Origin of the sequence: Streptomyces sp. cf386, assembly GCF_900103585.1 — a bacterium.
Lineage (GTDB): Bacteria > Actinomycetota > Actinomycetes > Streptomycetales > Streptomycetaceae > Streptomyces.
Genome location: NZ_FNHV01000012.1, coordinates 211,946 through 236,513, shown reverse-complemented (window position 1 = coordinate 236,513; position 24,568 = coordinate 211,946). Strand labels below are relative to the sequence as shown.

26 protein-coding genes are annotated in these 24,568 nt (G+C 70.0%); 17 read left to right on the top strand and 9 right to left on the bottom strand.

All coding sequences use genetic code 11. From position 1 onward, the window contains the following. Window positions 1-18: 18 nt before the first annotated feature. The 6 genes from BLU79_RS29600 (at window position 19) to BLU79_RS29575 (ending at window position 5,675) form a co-directional block, all read left to right on the top strand. A complete protein-coding gene (locus BLU79_RS29600) occupies window positions 19-717 on the top strand; it encodes a LuxR C-terminal-related transcriptional regulator (RefSeq protein ID WP_093908994.1) in 699 nt (232 codons plus the stop codon). Window positions 718-820: 103 nt separating this feature from the next. Next, a complete protein-coding gene (argC, locus tag BLU79_RS29595) occupies window positions 821-1,849 on the top strand; it encodes an N-acetyl-gamma-glutamyl-phosphate reductase (RefSeq protein WP_093908993.1) in 1,029 nt (342 codons plus the stop codon). Further along, the gene (gene argJ / locus BLU79_RS29590; protein ID WP_093908992.1) at window positions 1,846-2,997 is read left to right on the top strand and encodes a bifunctional glutamate N-acetyltransferase/amino-acid acetyltransferase ArgJ; all 1,152 of its coding nucleotides are present in this window, start codon (window positions 1,846-1,848) and stop codon (window positions 2,995-2,997) included. The genes argC and argJ overlap by 4 nt, the downstream gene beginning before the upstream one ends. After that, window positions 2,994-3,908, top strand: a complete 915-nt coding sequence (gene argB, locus BLU79_RS29585; RefSeq protein ID WP_093908991.1) for an acetylglutamate kinase — start codon at window positions 2,994-2,996, stop codon at window positions 3,906-3,908. Before argJ ends, argB begins: the two co-directional genes overlap by 4 nt. Beyond that, window positions 3,905-5,101 carry an acetylornithine transaminase gene (locus BLU79_RS29580; RefSeq protein WP_093908990.1) on the top strand — a complete coding sequence of 399 codons (1,197 nt, stop codon included), beginning with the start codon at window positions 3,905-3,907 and terminating at the stop codon, window positions 5,099-5,101. Before argB ends, BLU79_RS29580 begins: the two co-directional genes overlap by 4 nt. Before the next feature lie 19 nt (window positions 5,102-5,120). After that, window positions 5,121-5,675, top strand: a complete 555-nt coding sequence (locus BLU79_RS29575; RefSeq protein ID WP_093908989.1) for an arginine repressor — start codon at window positions 5,121-5,123, stop codon at window positions 5,673-5,675. Window positions 5,676-5,784: 109 nt separating this feature from the next. Here the strand turns inward: BLU79_RS29575 and BLU79_RS29570 are convergent, their stop codons facing one another. The 6 genes from BLU79_RS29570 to BLU79_RS29545 form a co-directional block, all read right to left on the bottom strand. Next, a complete protein-coding gene (locus BLU79_RS29570) occupies window positions 5,785-6,525 on the bottom strand; it encodes an FAD:protein FMN transferase (RefSeq protein ID WP_177001232.1) in 741 nt (246 codons plus the stop codon). A gap of 55 nt (window positions 6,526-6,580) precedes the next feature. Further along, entirely contained in the window at window positions 6,581-7,654 is a 1,074-nt protein-coding gene (locus BLU79_RS29565) for an FMN-binding protein (protein WP_093908988.1), read from the bottom strand. A 37-nt stretch (window positions 7,655-7,691) separates the two neighbouring features. Beyond that, complete coding sequence (locus tag BLU79_RS29560; RefSeq protein WP_177001227.1) at window positions 7,692-9,074, bottom strand: ferredoxin reductase family protein; 1,383 nt, start codon at window positions 9,072-9,074, stop codon at window positions 7,692-7,694. Window positions 9,075-9,182: 108 nt separating this feature from the next. Next, the gene (locus BLU79_RS29555) at window positions 9,183-9,884 is read right to left on the bottom strand and encodes a L,D-transpeptidase family protein (protein ID WP_093908987.1); all 702 of its coding nucleotides are present in this window, start codon (window positions 9,882-9,884) and stop codon (window positions 9,183-9,185) included. A 3-nt stretch (window positions 9,885-9,887) separates the two neighbouring features. Next, window positions 9,888-10,475, bottom strand: a complete 588-nt coding sequence (locus BLU79_RS29550; RefSeq protein WP_093908986.1) for a pyridoxamine 5'-phosphate oxidase family protein — start codon at window positions 10,473-10,475, stop codon at window positions 9,888-9,890. Between the two features lie 115 nt (window positions 10,476-10,590). Next, complete coding sequence (locus BLU79_RS29545; RefSeq protein ID WP_093908985.1) at window positions 10,591-11,439, bottom strand: hypothetical protein; 849 nt, start codon at window positions 11,437-11,439, stop codon at window positions 10,591-10,593. A 287-nt stretch (window positions 11,440-11,726) separates the two neighbouring features. Here BLU79_RS29545 and argH point away from each other — a divergent pair, with 287 nt between their 5' ends. The 4 genes from argH to BLU79_RS29525 all read left to right on the top strand — a co-directional run bounded on the left by argH (window position 11,727) and on the right by BLU79_RS29525 (window position 16,453). Further along, window positions 11,727-13,157, top strand: coding sequence for an argininosuccinate lyase (argH, locus tag BLU79_RS29540; RefSeq protein ID WP_093908984.1), 1,431 nt, complete (start codon window positions 11,727-11,729; stop codon window positions 13,155-13,157). A gap of 163 nt (window positions 13,158-13,320) precedes the next feature. Continuing rightward, window positions 13,321-14,292, top strand: coding sequence for an aldo/keto reductase (locus tag BLU79_RS29535; RefSeq protein WP_093908983.1), 972 nt, complete (start codon window positions 13,321-13,323; stop codon window positions 14,290-14,292). A gap of 83 nt (window positions 14,293-14,375) precedes the next feature. Next, complete coding sequence (locus BLU79_RS29530; protein ID WP_177001226.1) at window positions 14,376-14,927, top strand: TetR/AcrR family transcriptional regulator; 552 nt, start codon at window positions 14,376-14,378, stop codon at window positions 14,925-14,927. Further along, on the top strand, window positions 14,924-16,453 hold the full coding sequence (locus tag BLU79_RS29525; RefSeq protein WP_093908981.1) for an MFS transporter: 1,530 nt from the start codon (window positions 14,924-14,926) through the stop codon (window positions 16,451-16,453). Before BLU79_RS29530 ends, BLU79_RS29525 begins: the two co-directional genes overlap by 4 nt. 112 nt (window positions 16,454-16,565) lie before the next feature. Here BLU79_RS29525 and BLU79_RS29520 read toward each other — a convergent pair whose 3' ends face one another. Further along, entirely contained in the window at window positions 16,566-17,240 is a 675-nt protein-coding gene (locus BLU79_RS29520; RefSeq protein WP_093909089.1) for a lysophospholipid acyltransferase family protein, read from the bottom strand. A 395-nt stretch (window positions 17,241-17,635) separates the two neighbouring features. Here BLU79_RS29520 and BLU79_RS29515 point away from each other — a divergent pair, with 395 nt between their 5' ends. The 3 genes from BLU79_RS29515 (at window position 17,636) to BLU79_RS29505 (ending at window position 19,923) form a co-directional block, all read left to right on the top strand. After that, entirely contained in the window at window positions 17,636-18,799 is a 1,164-nt protein-coding gene (locus BLU79_RS29515; protein ID WP_093908980.1) for a glycerophosphodiester phosphodiesterase, read from the top strand. Between the two features lie 74 nt (window positions 18,800-18,873). Beyond that, window positions 18,874-19,380 carry a sigma-70 family RNA polymerase sigma factor gene (locus BLU79_RS29510; RefSeq protein WP_093908979.1) on the top strand — a complete coding sequence of 169 codons (507 nt, stop codon included), beginning with the start codon at window positions 18,874-18,876 and terminating at the stop codon, window positions 19,378-19,380. 45 nt (window positions 19,381-19,425) lie between these two features. Continuing rightward, the gene (locus tag BLU79_RS29505) at window positions 19,426-19,923 is read left to right on the top strand and encodes a GNAT family N-acetyltransferase (RefSeq protein WP_093908978.1); all 498 of its coding nucleotides are present in this window, start codon (window positions 19,426-19,428) and stop codon (window positions 19,921-19,923) included. A 94-nt stretch (window positions 19,924-20,017) separates the two neighbouring features. On the opposite strand, the gene BLU79_RS29500 is transcribed toward BLU79_RS29505, so the two are convergent. Together BLU79_RS29500 and BLU79_RS29495 are read right to left on the bottom strand one after the other, a co-directional pair. Continuing rightward, complete coding sequence (locus BLU79_RS29500) at window positions 20,018-20,467, bottom strand: hypothetical protein (protein WP_177001225.1); 450 nt, start codon at window positions 20,465-20,467, stop codon at window positions 20,018-20,020. After that, entirely contained in the window at window positions 20,448-20,807 is a 360-nt protein-coding gene (locus BLU79_RS29495) for a hypothetical protein (protein ID WP_093908976.1), read from the bottom strand. The genes BLU79_RS29500 and BLU79_RS29495 overlap by 20 nt, the downstream gene beginning before the upstream one ends. Before the next feature lie 69 nt (window positions 20,808-20,876). Here BLU79_RS29495 and BLU79_RS29490 point away from each other — a divergent pair, with 69 nt between their 5' ends. The 4 genes from BLU79_RS29490 (at window position 20,877) to BLU79_RS29475 (ending at window position 24,566) form a co-directional block, all read left to right on the top strand. Next, window positions 20,877-21,524 carry an HAD-IA family hydrolase gene (locus BLU79_RS29490; RefSeq protein WP_093908975.1) on the top strand — a complete coding sequence of 216 codons (648 nt, stop codon included), beginning with the start codon at window positions 20,877-20,879 and terminating at the stop codon, window positions 21,522-21,524. Window positions 21,525-21,907: 383 nt separating this feature from the next. Beyond that, window positions 21,908-22,939 carry a methionine ABC transporter ATP-binding protein gene (locus BLU79_RS29485; RefSeq protein WP_093908974.1) on the top strand — a complete coding sequence of 344 codons (1,032 nt, stop codon included), beginning with the start codon at window positions 21,908-21,910 and terminating at the stop codon, window positions 22,937-22,939. Continuing rightward, window positions 22,936-23,661, top strand: coding sequence for a methionine ABC transporter permease (locus BLU79_RS29480; RefSeq protein WP_093908973.1), 726 nt, complete (start codon window positions 22,936-22,938; stop codon window positions 23,659-23,661). The genes BLU79_RS29485 and BLU79_RS29480 overlap by 4 nt, the downstream gene beginning before the upstream one ends. 71 nt (window positions 23,662-23,732) lie before the next feature. Then, the gene (locus BLU79_RS29475) at window positions 23,733-24,566 is read left to right on the top strand and encodes a MetQ/NlpA family ABC transporter substrate-binding protein (RefSeq protein ID WP_093908972.1); all 834 of its coding nucleotides are present in this window, start codon (window positions 23,733-23,735) and stop codon (window positions 24,564-24,566) included. Window positions 24,567-24,568 lie beyond the last annotated feature (2 nt).

Below are 24,568 nucleotides of genomic sequence, written 5' to 3'. Positions count from 1 at the left end.
AGCAGGGAGAAGACAGGCATGGTCTCCGTACTCGTCGTCAACGACCAATCCCTCCAACGTCTCGCCCTGCGCATGCTCCTGGCCGCCGAGCCCGACCTGACGGTCGTCGGCGAGGCCGTCGACGGGGAGGAGGCGGTGCGTATGACCGCCGAGCTCCGCCCCGACATCGTTCTCATCGACGCCCATCTGTCCCGGGTCGACAGCATCGACACCGTCCGACGCATCGCCCGACCCGCACGCGTCTTCGGCGCCCCCGAACCCGCCCACGCCCTGGCCCGCCCGCCCCGTGTCCTGGTGCTGACCCCGTCCGGCCAGGAGGGATACGCCTACGCCGCTCTGCGCGCCGGAGCCGGCGGCTTCCTCCTCAACGACGCCGCGCCGGACGAACTGACCGCGGCCGTCCGCGTCGTCGCCGCCGGGGACGCCGTCATCACCCCCGAGCTGACCCGCGCGCTCATCGACGCCGTCCGTCGACAGCGCACCACCCGCCCCCTCCGCGGGAACACGGGGCTCGACACCCTCACCGGCCGCGAACGCGACGTCCTCGTCGCCGTCGCCTCCGGGTGGTCCAACGCCGAGATCGCCGAGCGACTGTCCATCGCCCCGACCACCGTCAAGACCCACGTCAGCAACCTCCTCACCAAGATCGGCGCCCGCGCCCGCGTGCAGGCGGTGACCTTCGCCTATGAGTCGGGCCTCGTCCGGCCGGCGGCCTGACCGCCGGATCCGTCCCCCGTGACCCGCCACCCCTCCCCGGCCTATACAGATTGCATAAACGTGCATCGAAACGTATAGTCATGCCGTCTAGGAGGAGGATTCCATGGCGGTACGTGCGGCAGTGGCCGGAGCGAGCGGATACGCGGGCGGGGAACTGCTGCGTCTGCTCCTGGCGCACCCCGAGGTCGAGATAGGAGCCCTGACCGGCAACTCGAACGCGGGACAGAGGCTCGGTGCGCTGCAACCGCATCTGCTGCCCCTCGCCGACCGCATTCTGCAGGAGACCACGGCCGAGGTGCTGGCAGGGCATGACGTCGTGTTCCTCGCCCTGCCGCACGGCCAGTCCGCCGCCGTCGCCGAGCAGCTCGGCCCCGATGTGCTGGTCGTCGACATGGGTGCCGACTTCCGGCTGAAGGACGCGGCCGACTGGGAGACGTTCTACGGCTCCCCACACGCCGGCACCTGGCCGTACGGCCTCCCCGAACTGCCGGGTGGCCGCGCCGCGCTGGAGGGGTCCAAGCGCATCGCGGTACCCGGCTGCTACCCGACCGCCGCCTCCCTCGCCCTCTTCCCGGCCTACGCCGCCTCTCTCGCCGAGCCCGAGGCCGTGATCGTCGCCGCCTCCGGCACGTCCGGCGCGGGCAAGGCGCCCAAGCCCCATCTGCTGGGCAGCGAGGTCATGGGCTCCATGTCGCCGTACGGCGTCGGCGGCGGCCACCGGCACACCCCCGAGATGATCCAGAACTTCAGTGCGGCGGCGGGGGAGCGGGTCTCCGTCTCCTTCACGCCGACCCTCGCCCCGATGCCCCGCGGCATCCTCGCCACGTGCAGCGCGAAGGCGAAGGAGGGGGTCACCGCCGAGTCCGTGCGCGCCGCCTACGAGAAGGCCTACGCCGACGAGCCCTTCGTCCACCTGCTCCCCGAGGGACAGTGGCCGGCCACGGCGTCCGTCTACGGTTCGAACGCCGTTCAGGTGCAGGTCGCGTTCGACGCCGCCGCGCACCGCATCATCGCGATCAGCGCCATCGACAACCTGACCAAGGGCACGGCCGGTGGCGCCGTGCAGAGCATGAACATCGCCCTCGGGTTCCACGAGAACACCGGGCTTTCCACGATCGGAGTCGCACCGTGAGTGTCACGGCAGCCAAGGGATTCACGGCGGCTGGTATCGCCGCCGGGATCAAGGAGAACGGCAACCCGGACCTGGCCCTCGTGGTCAACACCGGGCCCCGCCGATCCGCCGCGGGCGTCTTCACCTCCAACCGCGTCAAGGCCGCCCCGGTCCTGTGGTCCGAGCAGGTCCTGAAGGGCGGCCAGGTCTCCGCCGTCGTCCTCAACTCCGGTGGCGCCAACGCCTGTACGGGACCGAAGGGCTTCCAGGACACCCACGCCACCGCCGAGAAGGTCGGCGAGGTGCTCGGGCGGGGCGCCATCGAGGTCGCCGTCTGCTCGACCGGTCTGATCGGTGTGCTCCTCCCCATGGACAAGCTGCTCCCCGGCGTCGAGACCGCCGCCGCCCAGCTGTCCGAGCACGGCGGCGAGAAGGCGGCCATCGCCATCAAGACCACCGACACCGTCCACAAGACGTCCGTGGTGACGAAGGACGGGTGGACCGTCGGCGGGATGGCGAAGGGCGCCGGCATGCTCGCGCCCGGCCTCGCCACCATGCTCGTCGTCCTCACCACCGACGCCGCCCTCGACGACGACGCACTGGACAAGGCCCTCCGGGCGGCGACGCGCACGACCTTCGACCGCGTGGACTCGGACGGCTGCATGTCCACCAACGACACGGTCCTGCTGCTCGCCTCGGGCGCGTCCGAAGTCACCCCGGAATACGAGGAGTTCGCCGAAGCCGTACGGCAGGTCTGCGACGACCTCGGCCAGCAGCTCATCCGGGACGCCGAGGGCGCCAGCAAGGACATCAAGGTCGAGGTGATCAACGCCGCGACCGAGGACGACGCCGTCGAGGTGGGCCGCTCCATCGCCCGCAACAACCTCCTCAAGTGCGCGATCCACGGCGAGGACCCCAACTGGGGCCGTGTCCTGTCCGCGATCGGCACGACGAAGGCCGCCTTCGACCCCAACCAGCTCAACGTCGCCATCAACGGCGTCTGGGTGTGCAAGAACGGCGGCGTCGGCGAGGACCGGGAGAAGGTCGACATGCGCTACCGCGAGGTGCACATCGTCGCCGACCTGGCCGCGGGCTCCGAGACCGCCACCATCTGGACCAACGACCTGACCGCCGACTACGTCCACGAGAACAGCGCCTACTCGTCATGAGCAACACACCCGCGCGGAAGCACACCGCGCTTCCCAAGGCCCAGATCCTCATCGAGGCGCTGCCCTGGCTGGTCCGCCACAACGGCAAGACCGTCGTCATCAAGTTCGGCGGCAACGCCATGATCGACGAGGACCTGAAGGCCGCGTTCGCCCAGGACGTCGTGTTCCTGCACCACGCCGGCCTCAAGCCGGTCGTCGTGCACGGCGGCGGCCCGCAGATCAGCGCCGCCCTCGACAAGCACGGCATCGTCAGCGAGTTCAAGGCCGGGCTCAGGGTCACCACCGAGGACGCCATGGACGTCGTACGGATGGTGCTCGCCGGACAGGTGCAGCGCGAGCTGGTCGGGCTGCTCAACCAGCACGGCCCGCTGGCCGTCGGCCTCACCGGCGAGGACGCGCACACCATCACCGCCACCCGCCACCAGCCCGAGATCGACGGCGAGTTGGTCGACATCGGGCGGGTCGGCGAGATCACCGACATCGACACCGGCGCGATCGAGGCACTGCTGGCCGACGGCCGGATTCCGGTCGTCTCGTCGATCGCCCGCTCCCAGGACGACCACCATGTCTACAACGTCAATGCTGATACGGCGGCTGCGGCACTCGCTGCTGCTCTGGGCGCCGAAACCCTCATGGTCCTCACGGACGTCGAGGGCCTCTACGAGGACTGGCCCAACTCCGACGAGGTGATCAGCCGCCTCACCGCTTCCCAACTGGAGAAGCTGCTGCCGGAGTTGAGCTCCGGCATGGTGCCGAAGATGGAGGGCTGTCTGCACGCCGTGCGGGGCGGCGTGACCACCGCCCGGGTCATCGACGGCCGGGTCCAGCACTCGATCCTGCTGGAGATCTTCACCGACGAAGGAATCGGCACGATGGTCGTGCCGGACGCGCCTGAGGGGGACGCCGAATGACCGGGACCGCGACCAACGCAGAGTACGCCCAGCGCTGGCAGGGCTCGCTCATGAACAACTACGGCACCCCGCGGCTCCCTCTCGTGCGCGGCGCGGGCCTCAAGGTCTGGGACGCCGAAGGCAAGCAGTACCTCGACTTCGTCGGCGGCATCGCGACCAACGCGCTCGGTCACGCCCACCCGGCGATCGTCGAGGCCGTGAGCACGCAGATCGCGTCACTCGGCCACATCTCCAACTTCTTCATGGCCGAGCCGACCCTCGCCCTCGCCGAACGGCTCCTCCAGCTCTTCGGGCGGGACGGCAAGGTCTTCTTCTGCAACTCCGGCGCCGAGGCCAACGAGGCCGCGTTCAAGATCGGCCGGCTGACCGGGCGGACCCATGTCGTCGCCACCGAGGGCGGCTTCCACGGCCGCACCATGGGCGCCCTCGCGCTCACCGGCCAGCCCGCCAAGCAGCAGCCGTTCCTGCCGCTGCCGGGGGAGGTCACGCATGTGCCGTACGGCGATGCGCAGGCGCTGGCCGAGGCGGTGACGGAGGAGACCGCGCTGGTGATCATCGAGCCGGTCCAGGGCGAGAACGGCGTCGTGGTCCCGCCGGCCGGCTATCTCAAGGCGGCACGGGCGATCACCGCCGCCACCGGGGCCCTGCTGGTCCTGGACGAGGTGCAGACCGGCACCGGCAGGACCGGGCACTGGTTCGCGTACCAGGCCCACGAGGGCGTCCTGCCGGACGTCGTCACCCTCGCCAAGCAGCTCGGCGGCGGGCTGCCGCTCGGTGCGACGGTCGCGTTCGGGCGGGCGGCGGAGCTGCTCCAGCCCGGTCAGCACGGGACGACCTTCGGTGGGAACCCGGTCGCGTGTGCCGCCGGTCTCGCCGTGCTGGACACGATGGCGAACGAGGGGTTGCTGGAGAACGTCAAGCGGCAGAGCGAGAAGTTGCGCGACGGGATCGAGGCGCTCGGCCACCCGCTGATCGACTATGTCCGGGGTGCGGGCCTCCTCCTGGGTATCGTGCTCACCGAGCCACTCGCCGCCAAGGTGCAGCAGGTGGCTCAGGACGCCGGATTCCTGGTGAACGCGCCCGCCCCCGATGTCGTACGGCTCATGCCGCCGCTGAACCTCGGGGACGATGAAGTGGAGGCGCTTCTTCAGGCCCTTCCCGGCATCCTTGACGAGGCCAACGGGGACGGATGATCCGGGGAATGAGACGACGATGAGTCAGGCGCAGGAGCACGGGCAGAACGGTGCGAACGAGGCCGCAGGGCCTGCCGTGCCGCAGACCCGCACCGCACGCCACCGCCGGATCGTGGACATCCTCAACCGGCAACCCGTGCGATCGCAGAGTCAGTTGGCCAAGCTGCTCGCCGATGACGGGCTGAGCGTCACCCAGGCGACGCTCTCCCGGGATCTGGACGAGCTGAACGCGGTGAAGATCCGCAACAACGACGGTGACCTGATCTACGCGGTGCCGAGTGAGGGCGGGTTCCGTACGCCTCGGGCGCCGCTGGGGGAGTCGGCGAAGGAAGAGCGGATGCGGCGGTTGTCGCAGGAGCTGCTCATCTCTGCGGAGGCTTCTGCCAACCTGGTGGTCCTGCGGACCCCTCCGGGGGCCGCGCAGTTCTTGGCCTCGGCGATTGATCAGGCTGAGCTGCAGGACATTCTGGGGACGATCGCCGGGGACGACACGTTGCTGTTGATCAGCCGGAATCCTACGGGTGGGCAGGCCTTGGCCGATCACTTGTTGAGGTTGGCTCAGAACGGACACTGAGTGGGGTGCTGGGGGTCCGCTGCCGACTGCGGGTGAGTGGGGGCTGGTCGCGTACACGCGGCGGAGCCGCACATCGATACAGCCCCGCGCCCTGAAAAGGTCGGCCCAGTCACCCCAGTCGGGCAGCCAGGCCTCCTGTGCACCGCACCTCGTCGCCCGCCGTGATCAGCAGGGCCTCCACGCCCGGCAGTGACTCCAGCCACCGCAACCCCTGCCGCGACCCCATCGCGAAGGCCGCCGTCGCCCAGCAGTCCGCCCAGGTCACCGATGGGGCCACCACCGTCACCGCGACCAGGTCCGTCACCGCGGAGCGGCCCGTGCTGGGGTCGACGATGTGGGCGCCGCGCTCTGCCGTGCCGGATGTGGCGATCGCCAGTTCGTCCAGTCCCGCCGCGGAGATCACCGCCGCCAGGCCGCCCGGACGGATCGGGTCGGACACGCCCACGCGCCACGGGCGTTGAGGGCCAGGCACGCCCAGCAACTGCACGTCGCCGCCGCCGTTGACGCTCACACCGCTCACTCCGGGGAGGTCCGCGAGGCGCCGGGCCGCCCGCTCGACCGACCAGCCCTTCACGATGCCGGTCGGGTCGAGGCGGCCCTCGTACTTCGGGCTGAACCAGCCCTCGCTGATCCGTTCCGCCTCGGCGGCGAGGGCGAGTACCTCGGCGACCTCCGGGACGCAGTCGTCGACGGTCAGCTCGGCGCGGGCCAGCCTGGAGATCTGGCTGTCGTCGCGGTAGGTGCTGAACACCTCGTCGACCCGGTGCAGCCCGGCGACCGCCTCTTCCAGCGCCGACTGCACGGCACCGGGATCCCCGCCGCGGACGTCGAAGGAGAAGACCGTCCCCATGACCTCCTCCGCATGACGCACCGCGGCGGGAGCTTGTGTCGGATCCGCCACCGTGTCAGCCACCGGCCTGGTCCAGGGCCGACTGGAGCGATTCCTTGTAGCCGGCGCTGGTGTACGTCGCTCCGGACACGGCGTCGATGTCGGCGCTGCCGGCCGCCACCGCCGCCTGGTTGAGCTTCGGTACGGCGTTGGCGGTGATGTTGGTGCTCTGGCCGCCGCTCGGCGCCTGGACCGTCTCGGCCTTGGTGATCCTGCCGCCCGCGACCGTGATCCGGACCTGGACCGGGCCGTACTGGGTCTGGACGACGCTGCCGGTGACGGTACTGGCCTGGGCGGCGCCGCCCGAACCCTCGGAACCGGAGCCCTGTGCCGAACCGGCGCTCGCCCGCGCCTTGTCGATCGCCGACTGGAGCGATTCCTTGTAGCCGGCGCTGGTGTACGTGGCTCCGGACACGGCGTCGATGTCGGCGGTTCCGGTGGCTACGGCGGCCTGGTTGAGCTTGGGTACGGCGTCGGCGGTGACCTGGTCGCTGCGGCCGCCCTTGGGCGCCTGGACCGTCTCGGCCTTGGTGATCTTGCCGCCCGCGACCGTGATCCGGACCTGGACCGCGCCGTACTGGGTCTGGACGGCGTCGCCGGTGACGGTGGCGGCCTGGGCGGAGCCGCCCGAGCCCTGGGAGCCGGCGCTCGCGTTCGCCTTGTCGATCGCCGACTGGACGGACTTCTTGTAGCCGGCGCTGGTGTACGTCGCCCCGGACACGGCGTCGATGTTCGCGCTCTGCTCGGCGACCACCGCCTGATTGAGCTTGGGTACGGCGTTGGCGGTGATCTGGTCGCTCTGGCCGCCCTTGGGTGCCTGGACCGCCTCGGCCTTGGTGATCTTGCCGTTGGCCACGGTCAGCCGCACCTGCACGGCGCCGTACTGGGTCTGCTCCGCGTCACCGGTGACCGTGCCGGACCCGGCCGCCGCGGCGCCCCCCTGGGCCGAGGCCGCCGGCGGTGCCCCGACGCCCGCCGCCTGCGCGGAACCCGGGTCGGAGGCCGGTTTCAGCGACAGCAGCAGCACGATCCCGGACACGGTGGCGGCGCCGGCCAGCACGACACGCCGGATGGGGTGACTCTTCCTCATGGCTTCTACAGCTCCTGAAGTCTTGAAGTCCCGTCGCTCACATCTCGAACGACTCGTGATGGATGCGGCGGGCGGGCACACCCGCGCCGCGCAGTGCTTCGTACACGCCCTGTGCGAAGCCGGCCGGCCCGCACATGAACACGTCGTGCTTGTCGATGTCCGGCAGCTTCTGGCGCAGCCGGTCCGCCGAGATGTCCGGCCGCTCGCCGTCGGGGCTGTTCACCGCGTACATCAGCCGGGCACCGCGCTCGTCGGCGATGGCCGCGAGCTCGTCCCACAGCGCCAGGTCCTGGGTGCTGTTGGCCCGGTAGAGCAGGGTGATGTCACCGGCCGCGCCGGGCAGCGTCTCGAACAGGGCACGCATCGGCGTGATGCCGACGCCGCCCGCCACCAGCAGCACCTTGCCGCGGCTGCGGCGCTGGGCGGTCATGGCGCCGTACGGGCCCTCGGCCCACACCTTGGTGCCGGGCTTCAGGTCGCGCAGCCGGGACGTGTGGTCGCCGATCGCCTTGACCGTGATCCGCAGCATGTCGGGGCGGGGCGCCGCCGACAGCGAGTAGGGGTGGGAGCTGAACCGCATGCCCGGCGCCTTGAACCGCCAGCGGAAGAAGTGCCCCGCCTCCGCGCCCATACGGTGCAGCTTGCGCCCGCCGATCAGCACCGACACGACGCCCGGCGTCTCCTCGATGACCGCCTCGACATACATCCGGTGCCGCAGGTTGAGGCGGATCGGGGTGAGGATCCGATACCAGACCACCAGCGCGGTGACCACGCCGTACAGGCCGTACCAGAAGGTCTTCGCGGTCGGCTCGACGGCGAACTCGTTGCCGGTGGAGATCTGGTGCCAGAACGTCAGGAACACCGCCGCGTACGTGAGCAGGTGCACGTGGTACCAGGTGTCGTACGGGATCCGGCGGCGGATGCCCCCGATCGAGATGAACGCGATGAAGAACAGCAGCCCGGTGCCGATGGCCGCCTTGCCCATGTCCGGCAGCGTGTTGACCGAGTCGATCGTCTGCTGGACGACGTCACCCAGCGTCTTGCCGGCCTGGAGCGCGTACCCCCACATGATGAGGAAGACGTGCGCGATGACCAGGCAGATCGTGTACCGGCCGCTCATCGCGTGCCAGCGCGCGACCCGGTCCGAGCCCACCCGTCGCTCCAGCGCGGGCACCCGCGCCATCTGGAGCACCACGAGGGCCATCAGGTAACCGGCGAGCAGACCGGTGATCCGGCCCGCGGCGATGATCTTGGCGGTGTTGTCCGCGAGGGACGGCGTGTTGTCCCACCACAGCCACAGCACCGCCGCCGCGCCCGCCCATAGGGCGATCACCAGCGGAACGGCCGGGGAGCGGCGCGGGCGGATGCGGCGCATCGTCTGGCGTCGGGCGGCACGGCCGCCCGCGAGCGTGGTGGTCACGGTTCCTCCGGGGACGGGGCAAGGGGAGTGCGTGATTGACGTGGTCCCTTGGCCCAGAGATACGTGCGGGGAGGTCCGTGTGTTCAGTTGTGCTCGGTCCGTACTTGCTCAGTACCGGGTGATCGCCGTGGGCCCGTCCGTCGTCCCGATCGCCATGTGCGGCTTCCGCCGCGGATCGGCCCATGTGAGGATCCGCTTCATCGCGTCCTCGGACACCGAGACACAACCGGCCGTCGCCCCGCGCCCCTTCACATGGAGGAAGATCCCGGCCCCTCGGTTCTTCACCGGGCGCGCGTAGTTGAAGTCGATGACGAGCGCGTACGCGTACAGCGCGCCGTAGGAGACCAGGTGCTCGGACTCGGCGGCCCGGCAGTCGCGTGCCAATGGCTCGGTCCAGCGGTTGTACGCCCGGGAGTCGTTGTCCTGGCACCACCAGGAGTCCTGGTGAACGCGGCGGTACTTGTACGCCGTACCGCGCGGCGCGGCCTTGATGCCGAAGGCGTACGGCAGCCCGTACAGCCCCGTCGGCGTCGTGTTCGTGCCCTGCTTGCGCTCGGCCCCCTCGACGAGCCCCTTCGCTCCGAACCGTGCCGGCGCCGAACCGGTCTTCACCCACTTCCCGCCCACCCGGTCCCACCAGGTGACCGTCCCCGACGTCGAGCCGGCCTTGGGTGCCACCGCGGTGATCAGTTGGCTCCCGCCCCCGGTGTCGGCCATCCGTGCGGGCAGCGGCTGCGGTGGAGCGCCGCCGGGCGCGGCACCGAGGACGAGGAAGGACGCGGACGCGAGGGCGACGACACCGGGGCGCATGGCTCAGACGCTAGACGGAGGCAGCGGCAACGGCAGCCCGGGTAGGCCATCCAGGCTGGTCGCGATGTACTCCTTCTTGGTGAAGTACGCGCTGAGCGAGTCGTCGTCCTCGCGCGCGAACCGCTTGCCGTGCAGGTCGCGGTCCTCGTGGTACGTCATGAGGGGCACCGCGTACCCGCAGGAGTCGCGAATGAGTTCGGCCCGCACCACGATGATCGCGCGCAGGCCGTGCAGGTTCGGGTCGATGTCGGGGAAGTGGCCGAGCAGTTCCTTGAAACGGGGGTCGTCACGGAAGACGGCCTCACCCTGGCCGTGCACGCGGACGATGTTCGGCGGGCCCTGGAAGGCGCACCACATGAGGGTGATCCGGCCGTTCTCCCGCAGGTGGGCGATGGTCTCGGCGTTGGAGCCGGCGAAGTCGAGGTAGGCCAGGGTGAGTTCGTCGAGGATGGCGAAGGAGCCCTGGAGGCCCTTGGGGGAGAGGTTGACCGTCCCGTCGGCGGACAGGGGAGCGGTCGCGGTGAAGAAGAGCGGCTGCTCCTCGATGAACGTGCGGAGCCTGCCGTCTATGCGCTCATAAGTTTTTCCCACGTCAACCGATTATGGGTGTGGGTCGTTCGCCTGTCTAAGGAATTACGGCGTCCGGTTGACGCGTCCGTGGCCGCCCCGGCCGGCGTTCAGCGGGGCGGCCACAGTGCCTGTCACGTCACTTGGTGAGCGTGCAGGCGGCCAGGGAGTTCAGACCCTGCGGCTTGGCCGCCGTGCGCCCGATGGAGATGGCGATGCGGTCGATCGCCGCCACGCGCTTGTCCTTCAGGGGGCCGAGGATGGCGTTCTGGACGAAGTTGGGCCCGCCCTGGCCGACCGAGGACGCGAGTCGCTTGTTGGCCTCCTGGATCTGGGTGTTGAGCAGGGCGAGGTTGCGGTCGACCTCGGCCCTCGCGGACGCGGGGACCGCCGGGAGCTTGGACCTCACGTCCGGGCAAGAGATGGTGCCGACAGCGTTGGTGTTCCCCGTGTTCCCTGTATTGCCGGTGTTCCCCGTGTTGCCGCCGGCCTGCTTGGTCGGGGTCGCGCTGGGGGTCGCGGCACCCGCGTTCCCGTTCGCGTTGAGGGTGCACGGCGCCAGCGAGTCCAGACCCTGTGGTCTGGCGGCCGTGCGGCCGATGGCCGTCGCGATGCGGTTGATCGTCGCCACGCGCTTGTCCTTGAGGGGGCCGACGATGGCGTTCTGGACGAAGTTGGGCCCACCCTGGCCCACGGTGTCGACCAGTCGCTTGTTGGCTTCCTGGATCTGGGTGTTGAGCAGGGCGAGGTTGCGGTCGACCTCCGCCTTCGCGGTCGCCGGGACCGCGGGCAGCCGGGAAGCGACGTCCGGGCACGAGATGGTGCCGGGGCCAGCCAGCGTCCGGGCGTTCGTGCCGCTCTTCGAAGACGATGTCGTCTCCCCGGCGAGGGCGAAGCCGGCGATCACCGTGCCGGACAGCGCCACCGCGGCGGCGCCGCCGATGAACGCGACGCGACGCTTGTTGTACTTCGGAAGAGCCCTGGACATGCGGATGCCTCACTCGGGTTCGGGAGTCAGTCGGTGGTGTCGTCGTGTACAAACGCGGCGCCTGCGTTCGGCGAGAGGTACGGGAAAGCGGTTTCCCGCGTTCAAAGGCGCCCCAAATTGACGAATCATGCAATGCTCTGCATACTCATGCAGGTCACTGTGTAGTGAGTTCGTTGGCGAATTCGTTGATGGGTTCGTCGAGGAGTTCGCACTAGCCTGACGACCGCCTCCCCGTTCACGCCACGGGGAGGCGGTGCCACACCCAGACCTCCCGAGGAGCGCAGCAAGTGAGCAGCAACAGCGGTGACGTACGGCTCTGGGGCGGCCGTTTCGCCGACGGTCCCGCCGAGGCCCTGGCGAAGCTGTCCGCGTCCGTCCACTTCGACTGGCGGCTGGCGCCGTACGACATCGCCGGTTCGCGCGCCCACGCGCGCGTGCTGCACAAGGCGGGGCTGCTCACCGAGGATGAACTGACCCGGATGATCGCGGGCCTCGACCAGCTCGAAGGGGATGTGGCCTCGGGCGACTTCGTGGGCACCATCGCCGACGAGGACGTCCACACCGCCCTGGAGCGCGGCCTGCTGGAGCGCCTCGGCCCGGACCTCGGCGGCAAGCTGCGCGCCGGCCGGTCCCGCAACGACCAGGTCGCGACCCTCTTCCGGATGTACCTCCGTGACCACGCCCGCGTCATCGGCGGCCTGATCGCCGACCTCCAGGACGCGCTGATCGGCCTGGCCGAGGCCCACCCCGACGTCGCGATGCCCGGCCGCACGCACCTCCAGCACGCCCAGCCGGTGCTCTTCGCCCACCACGTCCTGGCCCACGTGCAGTCCCTGTCCCGGGACGCCGAACGCCTGCGCCAGTGGGACGAGCGCACGGCCGTGTCGCCGTACGGCTCGGGCGCCCTGGCGGGCTCCTCCCTCGGTCTGGACCCGGAGGCGGTGGCGAAGGACCTCGGCTTCGAGCACGGGTCGGCCGCCAACTCGATCGACGGCACGGCGTCCCGCGACTTCGTCGCCGAGTTCGCCTTCATCACCGCGATGATCGGCGTGAACCTCTCCCGGATCGCCGAGGAGATCATCATCTGGAACACGAAGGAGTTCTCCTTCGTGACCCTGCACGACGCGTTCTCCACGGGCTCGTCGATCATGCCGCAGAAGAAGAACCCGGACATCGCGGAGCTGGCGCGCGGCAAGAGCGGCCGCCTGATCGGCAACCTGACGGGCCTGCTGGCCACGCTCAAGGCCCTGCCCCTCGCCTACAACCGCGACCTCCAGGAGGACAAGGAGCCGGTCTTCGACTCCTGCGACCAGCTGGAGGTCCTGCTCCCCGCCTTCACCGGCATGATGGCGACCCTCACCGTCCACCGCGAGCGCATGGAGGAACTGGCCCCGGCCGGCTTCTCCCTCGCCACCGACATCGCCGAGTGGCTGGTCAAGCAGGGCGTCCCGTTCCGCGTCGCGCACGAGGTCGCCGGCGAGTGCGTGAAGGTCGCCGAGTCGGAGGGCAAGGAGCTGGACGAGCTGACGGACGAACAGTTCGCGAAGATCTCGGCCCACCTGACGCCGGAGGTGCGGACGGTGCTGAACGTGCCGGGCGCCCTGGCCTCCCGCAACGGCCGAGGCGGCACGGCCCCGAGCGCGGTCGCGATCCAGTTGGCCGAGGTGAAGGCGGACGTGACGGTGCAGCACGAGTGGGCGACGGCCAAGAAGCGGTAAGGCCAACGCCCTTCAGGGGCGCGGGGGAACTGCGCGACAAGCCACAACGAACCCGCACTCGCCAAACCACCGCACAAACCGAGCTCGACGGCGATTACGTCAAGGTCATCGCGGGTTACGTTGGTCGGAAGCCGTACTGGAGCCGACCCAAACGGAGCCCGCGATGCCCTTCGCCCGACTGGCCACAGCGACAACCCCCACCTGCCACATCGGACTAGGCCTCGCCGCCGTCGGCCGCCCCGGCTACATCAACCTCGGCCGAGACCAGGACCTCGGAGAGAACCGCAGCGTCGAGGCGCTCCGCACCCGCACCCACGAACTCCTCGACGCCGCCTACGCCCAAGGCGTCCGTTACTTCGACGCCGCCCGCTCCTACGGCCGCTCGGAGGAGTTCCTCGCCGACTGGCTGAACGCCCGCCCCGACCTCGACGACATCGTCGTCGGCAGCAAATGGGGCTACACCTACACCGCCGGCTGGACGGCGGACGCCGAGACGCACGAGGTCAAGGACCACGGCCTCCAGACGTACGAGCGCCAGCGCGCCGAGACCGACGCCCTGCTCGGCGACCGCCTCGACCTCTACCAGATCCACTCGGTGACCCCGGACAGCCCCGCCCTCACCGACAGGGACCTCCACGCCCGGCTCGCCGAGGCCGCCGCCCAGGGCCTCACCATCGGCTTCTCCACCAGCGGCCCCGCCCAGGCCGACGCCATCCGCGCCGCCCTCGCGGTCACCGTCGACGGCGAGCCCCTCTTCCGCACCGTCCAGTCGACGTACAACGCCCTGGAGACCTCGGCCGCCCCCGCCCTCGCCGAGGCTCACGACGCGGGACTCACGGTGATCGTGAAGGAGGGCGTGGCCAACGGGCGGCTCGCGGACCCGTACGCGCCGGACGCGCTGAAGGCCGTAGCGGAAGAAACGTCTCTGGGGTGCGACGCGGTCGCCCTCGCGGTCATCCTGTGCCAACCCTGGGCCGGTGTGGTCCTCTCCGGCGCCGCGACGACCGTACAACTCGCGTCCAACCTGCACGCCGCCGTCGTGGACCTCGACGAGGGGCAGTTGGAGCGGCTGGCCGTGCTGGTTGAGGAGCCGGGCGCGTACTGGGAGCGGCGCGGGCAGCTGCCCTGGCACTGACGCACACCCCCACTGATCAGCAGTGATGAGTCACGCATGCCCATGGTGAGACATCAATGTCTCACATGCGCTATTCTCGTCTCATGGCCGTTGATCGTGACCACGTCCTACGCACCGCCGCAGCCCTGCTGACCCGCAAAGCCACCGCGACCATGGACGAGGTCGCCAAGGCGGCCGGGATCAGTCGTGCCACGCTGCACCGGCAGTTCGCCGGGCGCGACGCCCTCGTGCGGGCACTGGAGTCGCACGGCATCGCGGAGTGCGAGGCCGCGCTGGAAGCGGCTCGCCTCGACGACGGGCCCGCGCGGGACGCCGTGCACCGGCTGGTCCGCGAGATCGAGCCCGCGGCCGGACTGCTCGCCTTCCTCTACACGGAGAACCAGCTGTTCGAGGGCGAGGAGCAGAACGCGGGGTGGGCGCGCATCGACGAGCGCATCGCCGCGCTGTTCCGGCGCGGCCAGCGGAGCGGTGAGTTCCGCATCGACCTCACCCCTGCCTGGCTCACCGAGGCGCTCTACGGCCTGCTGGCCTCCGGGGCCTGGGCGGTCTCCGAGGGCAGGGTCGCCCGCAACGACTTCACCCACATGATCACCGAGCTGCTGCTCGGCGGCGCACTACGGAGAGAGGAATCATGACCAGCACCGTGCAGGCGGCGACCACGACCGAGGCGGTGACGAAGCGCCCCGGTCGTTGGCTGGCGCTGTCCGTCCTGGTGCTCGCCGTGCTGCTGGTGGCCGTCGACGCGACCGTCCTCGGCCTTGCGACCCCCTACATCAGCGAGGATCTGAAGCCTTCCGGCACCCAGCTCCTCTGGATAGGTGACGTCTACTCCTTCGTGATCGCGGGCCTGCTCGTGTCGATGGGCAGCCTGGGCGACCGCATAGGCCGCAAGCGGATCCTGCTCGTCGGCGCCACGGCGTTCGGCGCGATATCCGTCCTCAACGCCTACGCGACCACGCCCGAACTGATGATCCTGGCCCGGGCGTTGCTCGGTGTCGCGGGCGCCACCCTGATGCCCGCCACCCTCGCCCTGATCCGCAACCTCTTCCACGACCCGCGCGAACGCAGCCTCGCCGTCGGCATCTGGGGCGCGACCGCCTCCGCCGGTACGGCCGTCGGCCCGATCGTCGGTGGCTTCCTGCTCGAACACTTCTGGTGGGGTTCGGTCTTCCTGATCAACCTGCCCGTGATGGTGGTCCTCGTCCTCGTCGGCATCAAGCTGCTGCCCGAATCCCGGAACCCCAGTCCCGGCCCGTGGGACCTGAGCAGCGTCTCCCTGTCGCTCGTCGGCATGATCGGTGTCGTGTACGCCGTCAAGGAGGCGGCCACGCACGGCATCACGTGGGTCACGCTCGCCACGGGCCTGCTGGGCGCGGCGGCGCTGTACGGCTTCGTACGCCGCCAACTCACGCTGCCGACCCCGCTGCTGGACATGCGGCTGTTCCGCCGTCGCGGCTTCAGCGGCGCGGTGCTGGCCGACCTGCTGACCATCCTCGGCCTGTCCGGCCTGGTGTTCTTCCTCTCCCAGTTCCTGCAACTCGTGCAGGGCCGGGGCCCGTTCGAGGCGGGCCTGGCCGAACTGCCCGCCGCGATCGGCGCGGTGGTGGCCGGCCTGATCGCCGGCCGCGTCGCCCGCCGTTACTCGGTCCGGGCCGTGGTCTCCGGCGGCCTCGCGGCGATCGGCCTGGCCCTGGCCGCGCTCACGGTGATCGACGGTTCCACGGGATACCCCCTGCTCGGCGCCGCCCTGCTGGTGGTCGGCGTCGGCGCCGGCTTCTCCTTCACGGTGACGTCGGACGTGATCCTCTCCAGCGTGCCGAAGGAGCAGGCGGGCGCGGCCTCCGCGGTGTCGGAGACGGCGTACGAGCTGGGCGCGGCGATGGGAATCGCCGTACTGGGTTCGATCGTGACCGGCGTGTACCGGAACTTCTCCGGCCCGGCGGGTACTCCGGCCGAGGCGCACGAGTCGTTGGGGGGTGCGGTGGAGGCGGCGGCTGCGATGCCGTCGGACACAGCTCGGGCGATGCTGTCCTCGGCCCAGGAGGCCTTCGTCGACGGCCTCACGATCGCGGCAGGCGCAGGCGCGGCAGTCCTGCTCGCGGCGGCGGTGGCAGCGTGGTTCCTACTTCGCGGCCAACGGTTGGACAACGCCGCTTCTTAGGGGCGCGGGGCTGTATCGATGTGCGGCTCCGCCGCGTGGGCGCGACCAGCCACGACGAACCCGCAGTCAACAAACTGCCCGAAGTTCCGCGCCCCCGGCCCAACCGGCGGAGCTACGCCGCTTCCTTCGCCTTGCTGGCGTACATGTCCACGTACTCCTGCCCCGACAGCCGCATGACCTCCGTCATCACCGAGTCGGTCACGGCCCGCAGCACGTAGCGATCCCGGTCCATCCCCTCGTACCGGGAGAACTCCATCGCCTCACCGAACCGCACCGTCACCTTGCGCGGCCGCGGCATGCCCGCCCCGCCCGGCTGGATCTTGTCCGTGCCGATCATGGCGAACGGGACGACCGGCGCCCCGGTCATCAGGGTCAGCCGCGCGATGCCGGTGCGCCCCCGGTACAGCCGCCCGTCGGGGGAGCGCGTGCCCTCGGGGTAGATGCCGAAGACCTGGCCCTCCTCCAGGATCCGGCGCCCGGTCATCAGCGCCGCGACGCCGCCGCGGCCGCCGTCCCGGTCGACCGGGATCATGCCGACGCCGGTGAAGAACCAGGCCATCAGGCGGCCCTTGAAGCCCTTGCCGGTGACGTACTCGTCCTTGCCGATGAAGAGGACCTGACGGTCGCAGACCAGCGGCAGGATCATCGAGTCGATGAAGGTGAGGTGGTTGCCGGCCAGGATGACCGGACCGTCGCCCGGGATGTGCTCCGCGCCCTCCACCTGTGGGCGGAACATCAGGCGCATGATCGGTCCGAGCACTGCCTTGATGAGCGCGAAGCGGGACAACGTGCCCTCCGGTGTCAACGGTTTCCTATATGTCTGTGCAGGTGAGGACGATACTCGCGGTCCCGGGTCTCCCGCACATCGGGTGCGCCGACTTCACCGACGTCTTACTCACTGTTGACGCAGGTTTACCTGCGGTGGCGCACCGAAGGCCGCGTGTAACGCGCCCGCCACGATGTGACGGACATCGCCCTCCGGGCATACCGGACGCGTTCCCCGCGTCACCGCACCGAACCCGACGGGCCGTCACCACTCTGTTCACGTACGACATCCAGCGTCACCCACGCGTTCCGGCGGTGGACTCCCCTCCGTCATGTACACGCACCTAGGATCGGCCCGCGCCCCGCAGGCGGAGCGCCGAACACAGAGGTCGAACGGGACGGGCAGGAAGGGCGCTCATGGGAACGCAGGAGAACGAGCAGACGGTCGGGACCGGACGGCGGGCGCTGCTCGGAGCGGCCGTGCTCGGCGGGGGCATGGCGGTCCTCGGGCTGTCCGGTACGGCGAAGGCCGCCGAGACCCGGCACGGTGGCGGCGGCCTGAACAGCCTGCCCAAGCCGACGATCATCGGCCATCGCGGCGCCAGCGGCTACCGGCCCGAGCACACCCTGGCCTCCTACCGGCTGGCCCTCGACATGGGCGCCGACATCGTCGAGGCGGGCGACCTGGTGCCCACCAAGGACGGCCACCTGGTCTGCCGGCACGAGCCGGAGATCGGCGGCACGACCGATGTCGCGGACCACCCCGAGTTCGCCGACCGCAAGAAGACGAAGCTGCTCGACGGCGTCTCCACCACCGGCTGGTTCACCGAGGACTTCACCCTCGCCGAGCTGAAGACGCTGCGCGCGATCGAGCGCATCCCGGCCAACCGTCCGCACAACACCCTCTACAACGGCCGCTTCGAGGTCCCGACCTTCGAAGAGGTCCTGCGCTGGCAGGACGAGCAGTCCCGCAAGCGCGGCAAGCAGGTCTGGATCTACCCCGAGCTCAAGCACCCCACCTACTTCCGCAAGCTGGGCCTCGCCCTGGAGGAGCGGGTCGCCAAGGTGCTGCACAAGCACGGCAAGGACCGCCGGAACTCGCCGGTCGTCATCCAGTCCTTCGAGCCGACCAGCATCCAGCGCCTGAACAAGCTGGTCGACAACCCGCTCGTGGTCCTGCTCTCCGGCCCGACCACCCGCCCCTGGGACTTCGTCGAGACCGGCGACCCGCGCACCGTCGCCGACCTGGTCAAGCCGGCCGGCCTCCGGGAGATCGCCTCCTACGCCCAGGGCATCGGTCCCACCCTGGACCTGATCATCCCGAAGGACGCGAGCGGCAACCTCACCACGCCCACCACGCTGGTGGGCGACGCGCACAAGGTCGGCCTGCTCCTACACCCCTGGACCATGCGCAACGAGAACCCCTTCCTCCCCGCGAACTTCCGCAAGGGCACCGACGCGGACGCCTACGGCGATGTCTTCGGCGCCTACAAGGTGTACTTCGCGACCGGCATCGACGGTGTCTTCACCGACAACCCCGACACGGGCGTGCTGGCCCGCGAGGACTTCGTCAACGGCTGAGACCCACGCCCCGGTTGGGGTGACCGTCGGCCGTCCGGGCAACCCCGCGCCCGGGCGGCCGCGTCGTGCCGCATATGACGGACGATCTGGTTGCCGCGCTGCGCCCCCTGCTCACCGCCGAGGCCTCGGCGGAGGCACCCGCCTGCGGAGCGGAACCCGGCGACCTGGAACAGGCGGTCTGGCTCCGCCTCCTCGAACGCCTCGACTCCGACGGCCCGCCCCCGGACCCACCGGGTTGGCTGCGCAGGGCGGTCCGCTCCGAGGCGCGCCGCAGCCGCCGTACGACCCGGCTCGAACGACCGTTTGAGCACGAGCCGGCGGACGAGAGCGCCGACGACCCGGAACACCTCGCCCTCACGGCCGCCCGCCACCGCGCCCTGCGGGAGGCGGTCCGCCGTCTCCCCGGCCGCTGCCCGCGTCTGATGGAGGCCCTCCTCTCCCCGAAGGACCTGACATACCGGGAAATCGCGGGGGAGTTGGGTATCTCACAGGGCAGTCTCGGCCCGGAACGTTCCAGATGCCTGGGATGTCTGCGTCGTTTGCTCACACCGGAGGTTGCGGCCCGCAGAGCGCGGGGATAGGAGTGAGGAACAACAGGCGATCAGGTGAGCGGGAGGCGTGCGCACATGGGCATGAGCGTGACCATCTCGGTGGCGACCGAGCAGGACGCGGAGCAGATCTTCAGGCTGCAGTACCTGTGCTTCCAGAGCGAGGCGGCGCTGTACGGCAACTACCGCATCGACCCGCTGGTCCAAACCCTGGACTCGGTCCGCGCGGAGGTCGCCGCGGACTGCGTCTTCGTGGCGCGGCTCGGCGACGAGGTCGTCGGCTCGGTCCGCGGCAGCGTCACCGCGGAGGGCGCCGCCGCCATCGGCAAGCTCTGCGTCCACCCCCGCCTCCAGGGCCACGGCATCGGCGCGCGGCTCCTGCGCGCGGCTGAAGCCGCCCTCACCGAACAGCGCGGCGCCAAGAGGTTCCGCCTGGAGGCAGGCCACCGCAGCGAGGGCAACCTCCGCCTGTACCGCAAGGTGGGCTACGAGGCGGTGGGCACGTCGAAGGGCGCGGACGGGGTACCGATGATCGTCCTGGAGAAACTGGCGGGGACGTACGCAACAACTGCGTGACTGCAGCGCCCCAAGGGGCGCGGGGCCGTATCGATGTGCGGCTCCGCCGCATGGGCGCGACCAGCCACGACGGGCCCGCAGCCGCCTGACATCCTCAGGCGGCATCCCCGTGCGGCGCATTCTTGCGCAGCCAATAGAGCGCGGACAGCGGCAAGAGCACCGGAATGAAGAGATAGCCCATCCCGAAATCGGACCACACGGTCGCATCGGGAAATGCGGACGGCTCGGCCATGGTCCAGGTGCCCACGGCCAGCACGCCCACCAGCTCAGCTGCGCAGCAAACCCGCGCCGCCTTGCGGGCCCTTTCGCCGCCCCTGACGAGGGTGTACGTGATGAACCCGTAGACGAGCCCCGCCACCGCGGACAATGAGTAGGCGAGCGGCGCCCGGTCGAACTCCGTCGCGATCTGGTACGCCGACCGCGACACGGCCCCGACCACCATCACGCCGTACAGCCACACCAGCAGGATCCCGGGCCCACTGATCAGCCGCGTCCTGGTCGGCTTCTCCTCGGTCACGGCCACCTCAGCCTCCCCAGATGTCATAGAGCCGTACCTCCAGCACGGCCAGCACCACACCGCCCGCGGCGACCGTCACCGAGCCCCACTTGGTGCGCTCGGCCAGCGACATGAAACCCGCGGCCGGAACGCACGCGAACGAGCCCAGCAGATAGGCCACGAAGATCGTCGTGCCCTGCTCCGGCTTCTCACCCCGCGCCAGCAGCACGATCCCGACCACCAGCTGCACCAGGGCCAGCACCGTCACCACGGCCATCCCGATGAAATGCCAGTCCTTGGTCGGCTGATCACGGTACGCCGCCCATCCGCACCACGCGGCGAGCAGCAGCGCGGCGACCCCGGTCACCAGCGTCAGGGCATCAAACATGCGGCGAGCCTATTACGGGCCAAAAGGCCTGATGCGGCCGCCCCCGGCGCGCATCGTAGGGTCGAGGACATGAAGATCCGTGCACAGGCCCTCCTGTTCGACAACGACGGCACCCTCGTCTCCTCCCTCGCCTCCGTGGACCGCTGCTGGGCGCGCTGGGCCGAGGAGTACGGCATCACGGAGGAGTTCGGCGGGGTCGAGCTGCACGGACGCCCCGCCGTCGAGATAGTCGCCGACCTGCTGCCCGCCGACGTCGTGCCGGAGGCCCTCGCACGGATCGAGAGCCTGGAGGTGGAGGACGTACCGAACGACGGTGTGCACCTCCTGCCCGGCACCAAGCACTTCCTCGACTCGCTGCCCGCCGACCGCTGGGCCGTCGTCACCTCCGCCACCCGGCGGCTCGCCGAGGCCCGGCTCGACGCCGTCGGGATCCTCCCCAAGACCATGGTCACCGCCGACGACATCACGCGCGGCAAGCCCGACCCCGAGCCCTACCTCCTCGCCGCCCGCGAACTGGGCGTCGACCCGGCCCACTGCGTCGTCTTCGAGGACGCCCCCGCGGGTCTCGCGGCCGGTCGCGCCGCCGGTATGACCACCGTGGCGTTGGCCACAACCCACGAGGCCCACGAGCTCGACGCCGACCTCGTCGTGCGGGACCTGTCTGCCCTGTCCGCGCTGGTCATCGACGGGGGCGTGGAGATCTCCGTCCGCGCCTGATGGCTGTCCGCCGCTGTCCAGGATGCGGACAGCGGCGGTCGGTAAGGACCGTACGTCTGGTTTACTGATCGCATGACCACGACGAGCTGCCGCACCGCTGCGACCGAGGCGACCATGACGCCCGGTGCTCGTTGTATGTGTCGAATGTGCGCCTTCTAGAGGGCCCCTGCACCACCTGAGCCTCGCGCCCCGAAGCGAGAGCCCGCTCATGTCCACGCGTACGCCCCGCGTACGGGACTGAGCCCCGCCCCCGCGCACACGATTCTCCTTCCCGGTTCGACCGCGCCTGCGAGAACCGTGCTGCGTCCTGGCTGCCTTCGACTCTGAACGCCACGTGCCCGGCGCCCACGACGCGCCGTGCACTCGACAGTGACGGAACCCCAGTGATCACCACATCGGGCCTGACCAAGGTCTACCGCTCGCGCGGCCGCGAGGTCACCGCCCTCGACGGCGTCGATCTCCATGTCCGCGAAGGCGAGGTGTACGGCGTCATCGGCCAGTCAGGCGCCGGCAAGTCCTCGCTCATCCGCTGCGTCAACCTGCTGGAGCGCCCCACCGCCGGCACCGTGACCGTCGCCGGCCAGGACCTCACCGCCCTCGCGGGGCGCGGCCCCCGGGCCGGCAAGGAACTCCGGCAGGCCCGCAGCCGTATCGGCATGGTCTTCCAGCACTTCAACCTGCTGTCCTCCCGCACGGTCCAGGACAACGTCGAGCTTCCGCTGGAGATCCTCGGCAAGTCGGGCAAGGAACGCTCCCGCAAGGCGCTCGAACTGCTCGACCTCGTCGGTCTTGCCGACAAGGCCAAGGCCTACCCCGCCCAGCTCTCCGGCGGCCAGAAGCAGCGCGTCGGCATCGCCCGCGCCCTGGCCGGCGACCCCAAGGTGCTGCTCTCCGACGAGGCCACCAGCGCCCTCGACCCGGAGACCACCCGCTCCATCCTCCAGCTGCTGCGCGACCTGAACCGGCAACTGGGCCTGACCGTCCTGCTCATCACGCACGAGATGGACGTCGTGAAGTCGATCTGCGACTCGGCCGCGCTCATGGAGCAGGGCCGCATCGTCGAGTCCGGCACGGTGAGCGAGCTGCTCGCGACGCCCGGCTCCGAACTGGCCTCCGCCCTCTTCCCGGTGGGCGGCGAGGCCTCCGGCGACGACCGCACCGTCGTCGACGTCACCTTCCAGGGCGAGGCGGCGACCCAGCCCGTCATCTCCCAGCTCTCGCGCACCTACAACATCGACATCTCGATCCTCGGCGCCGCCATCGACACCGTCGGCGGCCTCCAGGTCGGCCGGATGCGCATCGAGCTGCCCGGCCGCTACGAGGACAACGTCGTGCCGATCGGCTTCCTGCGCGAACAGGGCCTCCAGATCGACGTCATCGATGAACCCCTGTTGGTGAAGGAAGGTGCCAAGTGACCTGGTCCGAGATGCAGCCCCTGCTGGAGCAGGCGTGTTGGGACACCCTCTACATGGTCGGCTGGTCCACCCTCATCGCCGTCGTCGGCGGCCTTCCGCTCGGCATCCTCCTCGTCCTCACCGACCGCGGCGGTCTGCTCCAGAACGTCCTCGCCAACAAGGTCATCGGGCAGATCGTGAACGTCGCCCGGTCGATGCCGTTCATCATCCTGATGGTCGCGCTGATGAGCTTCACGCGCTGGATCACCGGCACGACCATCGGCCGCGAGGCCGCCATCGTGCCGCTCGCGATCGGCGCGATCCCCTTCTTCGCGCGCCTGGTCGAGACGGCTGTCCGCGAAGTGGACGGCGGGCTCGTCGAGGCCGTGCAGTCGATGGGCGGCAACACCTGGACGATCGTGCGCAAGGTCCTCGTCCCCGAGTCCCTGCCGTCCCTCATCGCCAGCACCACCACCACGATCGTCGCCCTCATCGGCTACTCGGCCATGGCCGGCACGGTCGGCGCCGGCGGCCTCGGCGACATCGCCATCCGCTACGGCTACCAGCGCTTCGAGACCGAGCTGATGTGGTTCACCGTCGCGATCCTCGCGGTGGTCATCTCCCTCATCCAGTTCGCCGGCGACTACGCGGCCCGCTCCCTGCACCGCCGCGGCGGCCACTCGGGCGCGGCACCGAAGCTGCGGCTGCTGAAGGCGTCCACGGCCACGAGCAAGACCGTCTAGGCCCAGCTCCCCCCTGAACTCCCCGAACACCCAAGTCGGGGTCGCATTACCCATAAGGAAAGGCACTTTTCGTGCGTAACACCGCCAAGATCACCACTGCCGTCCTCGCCGCCGGAGCCCTCACCCTCGGGCTCTCCGCCTGCGGCTCGGACAAGGACTCCGGCTCCGACGCGAGCGCCCCGCTGAAGGTCGCGGCCACGCCGACCCCGCAGGGCGAGATCCTCACCTACATCAAGGACAACCTCGCCAAGAAGGCCGGCCTCGACCTCGAGGTCAAGGAGTTCACCGACTACGTGACGCCGAACACGGCCGTCCAGCAGGGTGAGGTCGACGCCAACTACTTCCAGCACCAGCCGTACCTGGACGACTTCAACAAGAAGAACGGCACCGACATCGTCGCCGTGCCGAACGCCACGGTGCACCTGGAGCCGCTCGGCGTGTACTCCCAGGGCGTCAAGAAGCTCACGGACCTGAAGAAGGGCGCCACCATCGCCCTCCCGAACGACACCACCAACGAGGCCCGCGCGCTGAAGCTGCTGGAGGCCAACGGTGTGATCAAGCTCAAGGCGGGCGCCGGCTACTCCGCGACCCCCAAGGACATCGCCTCCAACCCCAAGAACCTCCAGTTCAAGGAGCTCGAGGCGGCCCAGCTGCCGCGCTCCCTCGGTGACGTCGACGCCGCGGTCATCAACGGCAACTACGCGCTGGAGGCCGACCTCAGCCCGGCCAAGGACGCCATCGCCGCCGAGTCGCCCAAGGACAACCCGTACGGCAACTTCCTCGCCGTGAAGAAGGGCAACGAGGACGACCCGCGCGTGCAGAAGCTGGCCAAGCTGCTCACGTCGCCCGAGGTGAAGAAGTTCATCGAGGACAAGTACGACGGCGCCGTCGTCGCGGCCTTCTGACC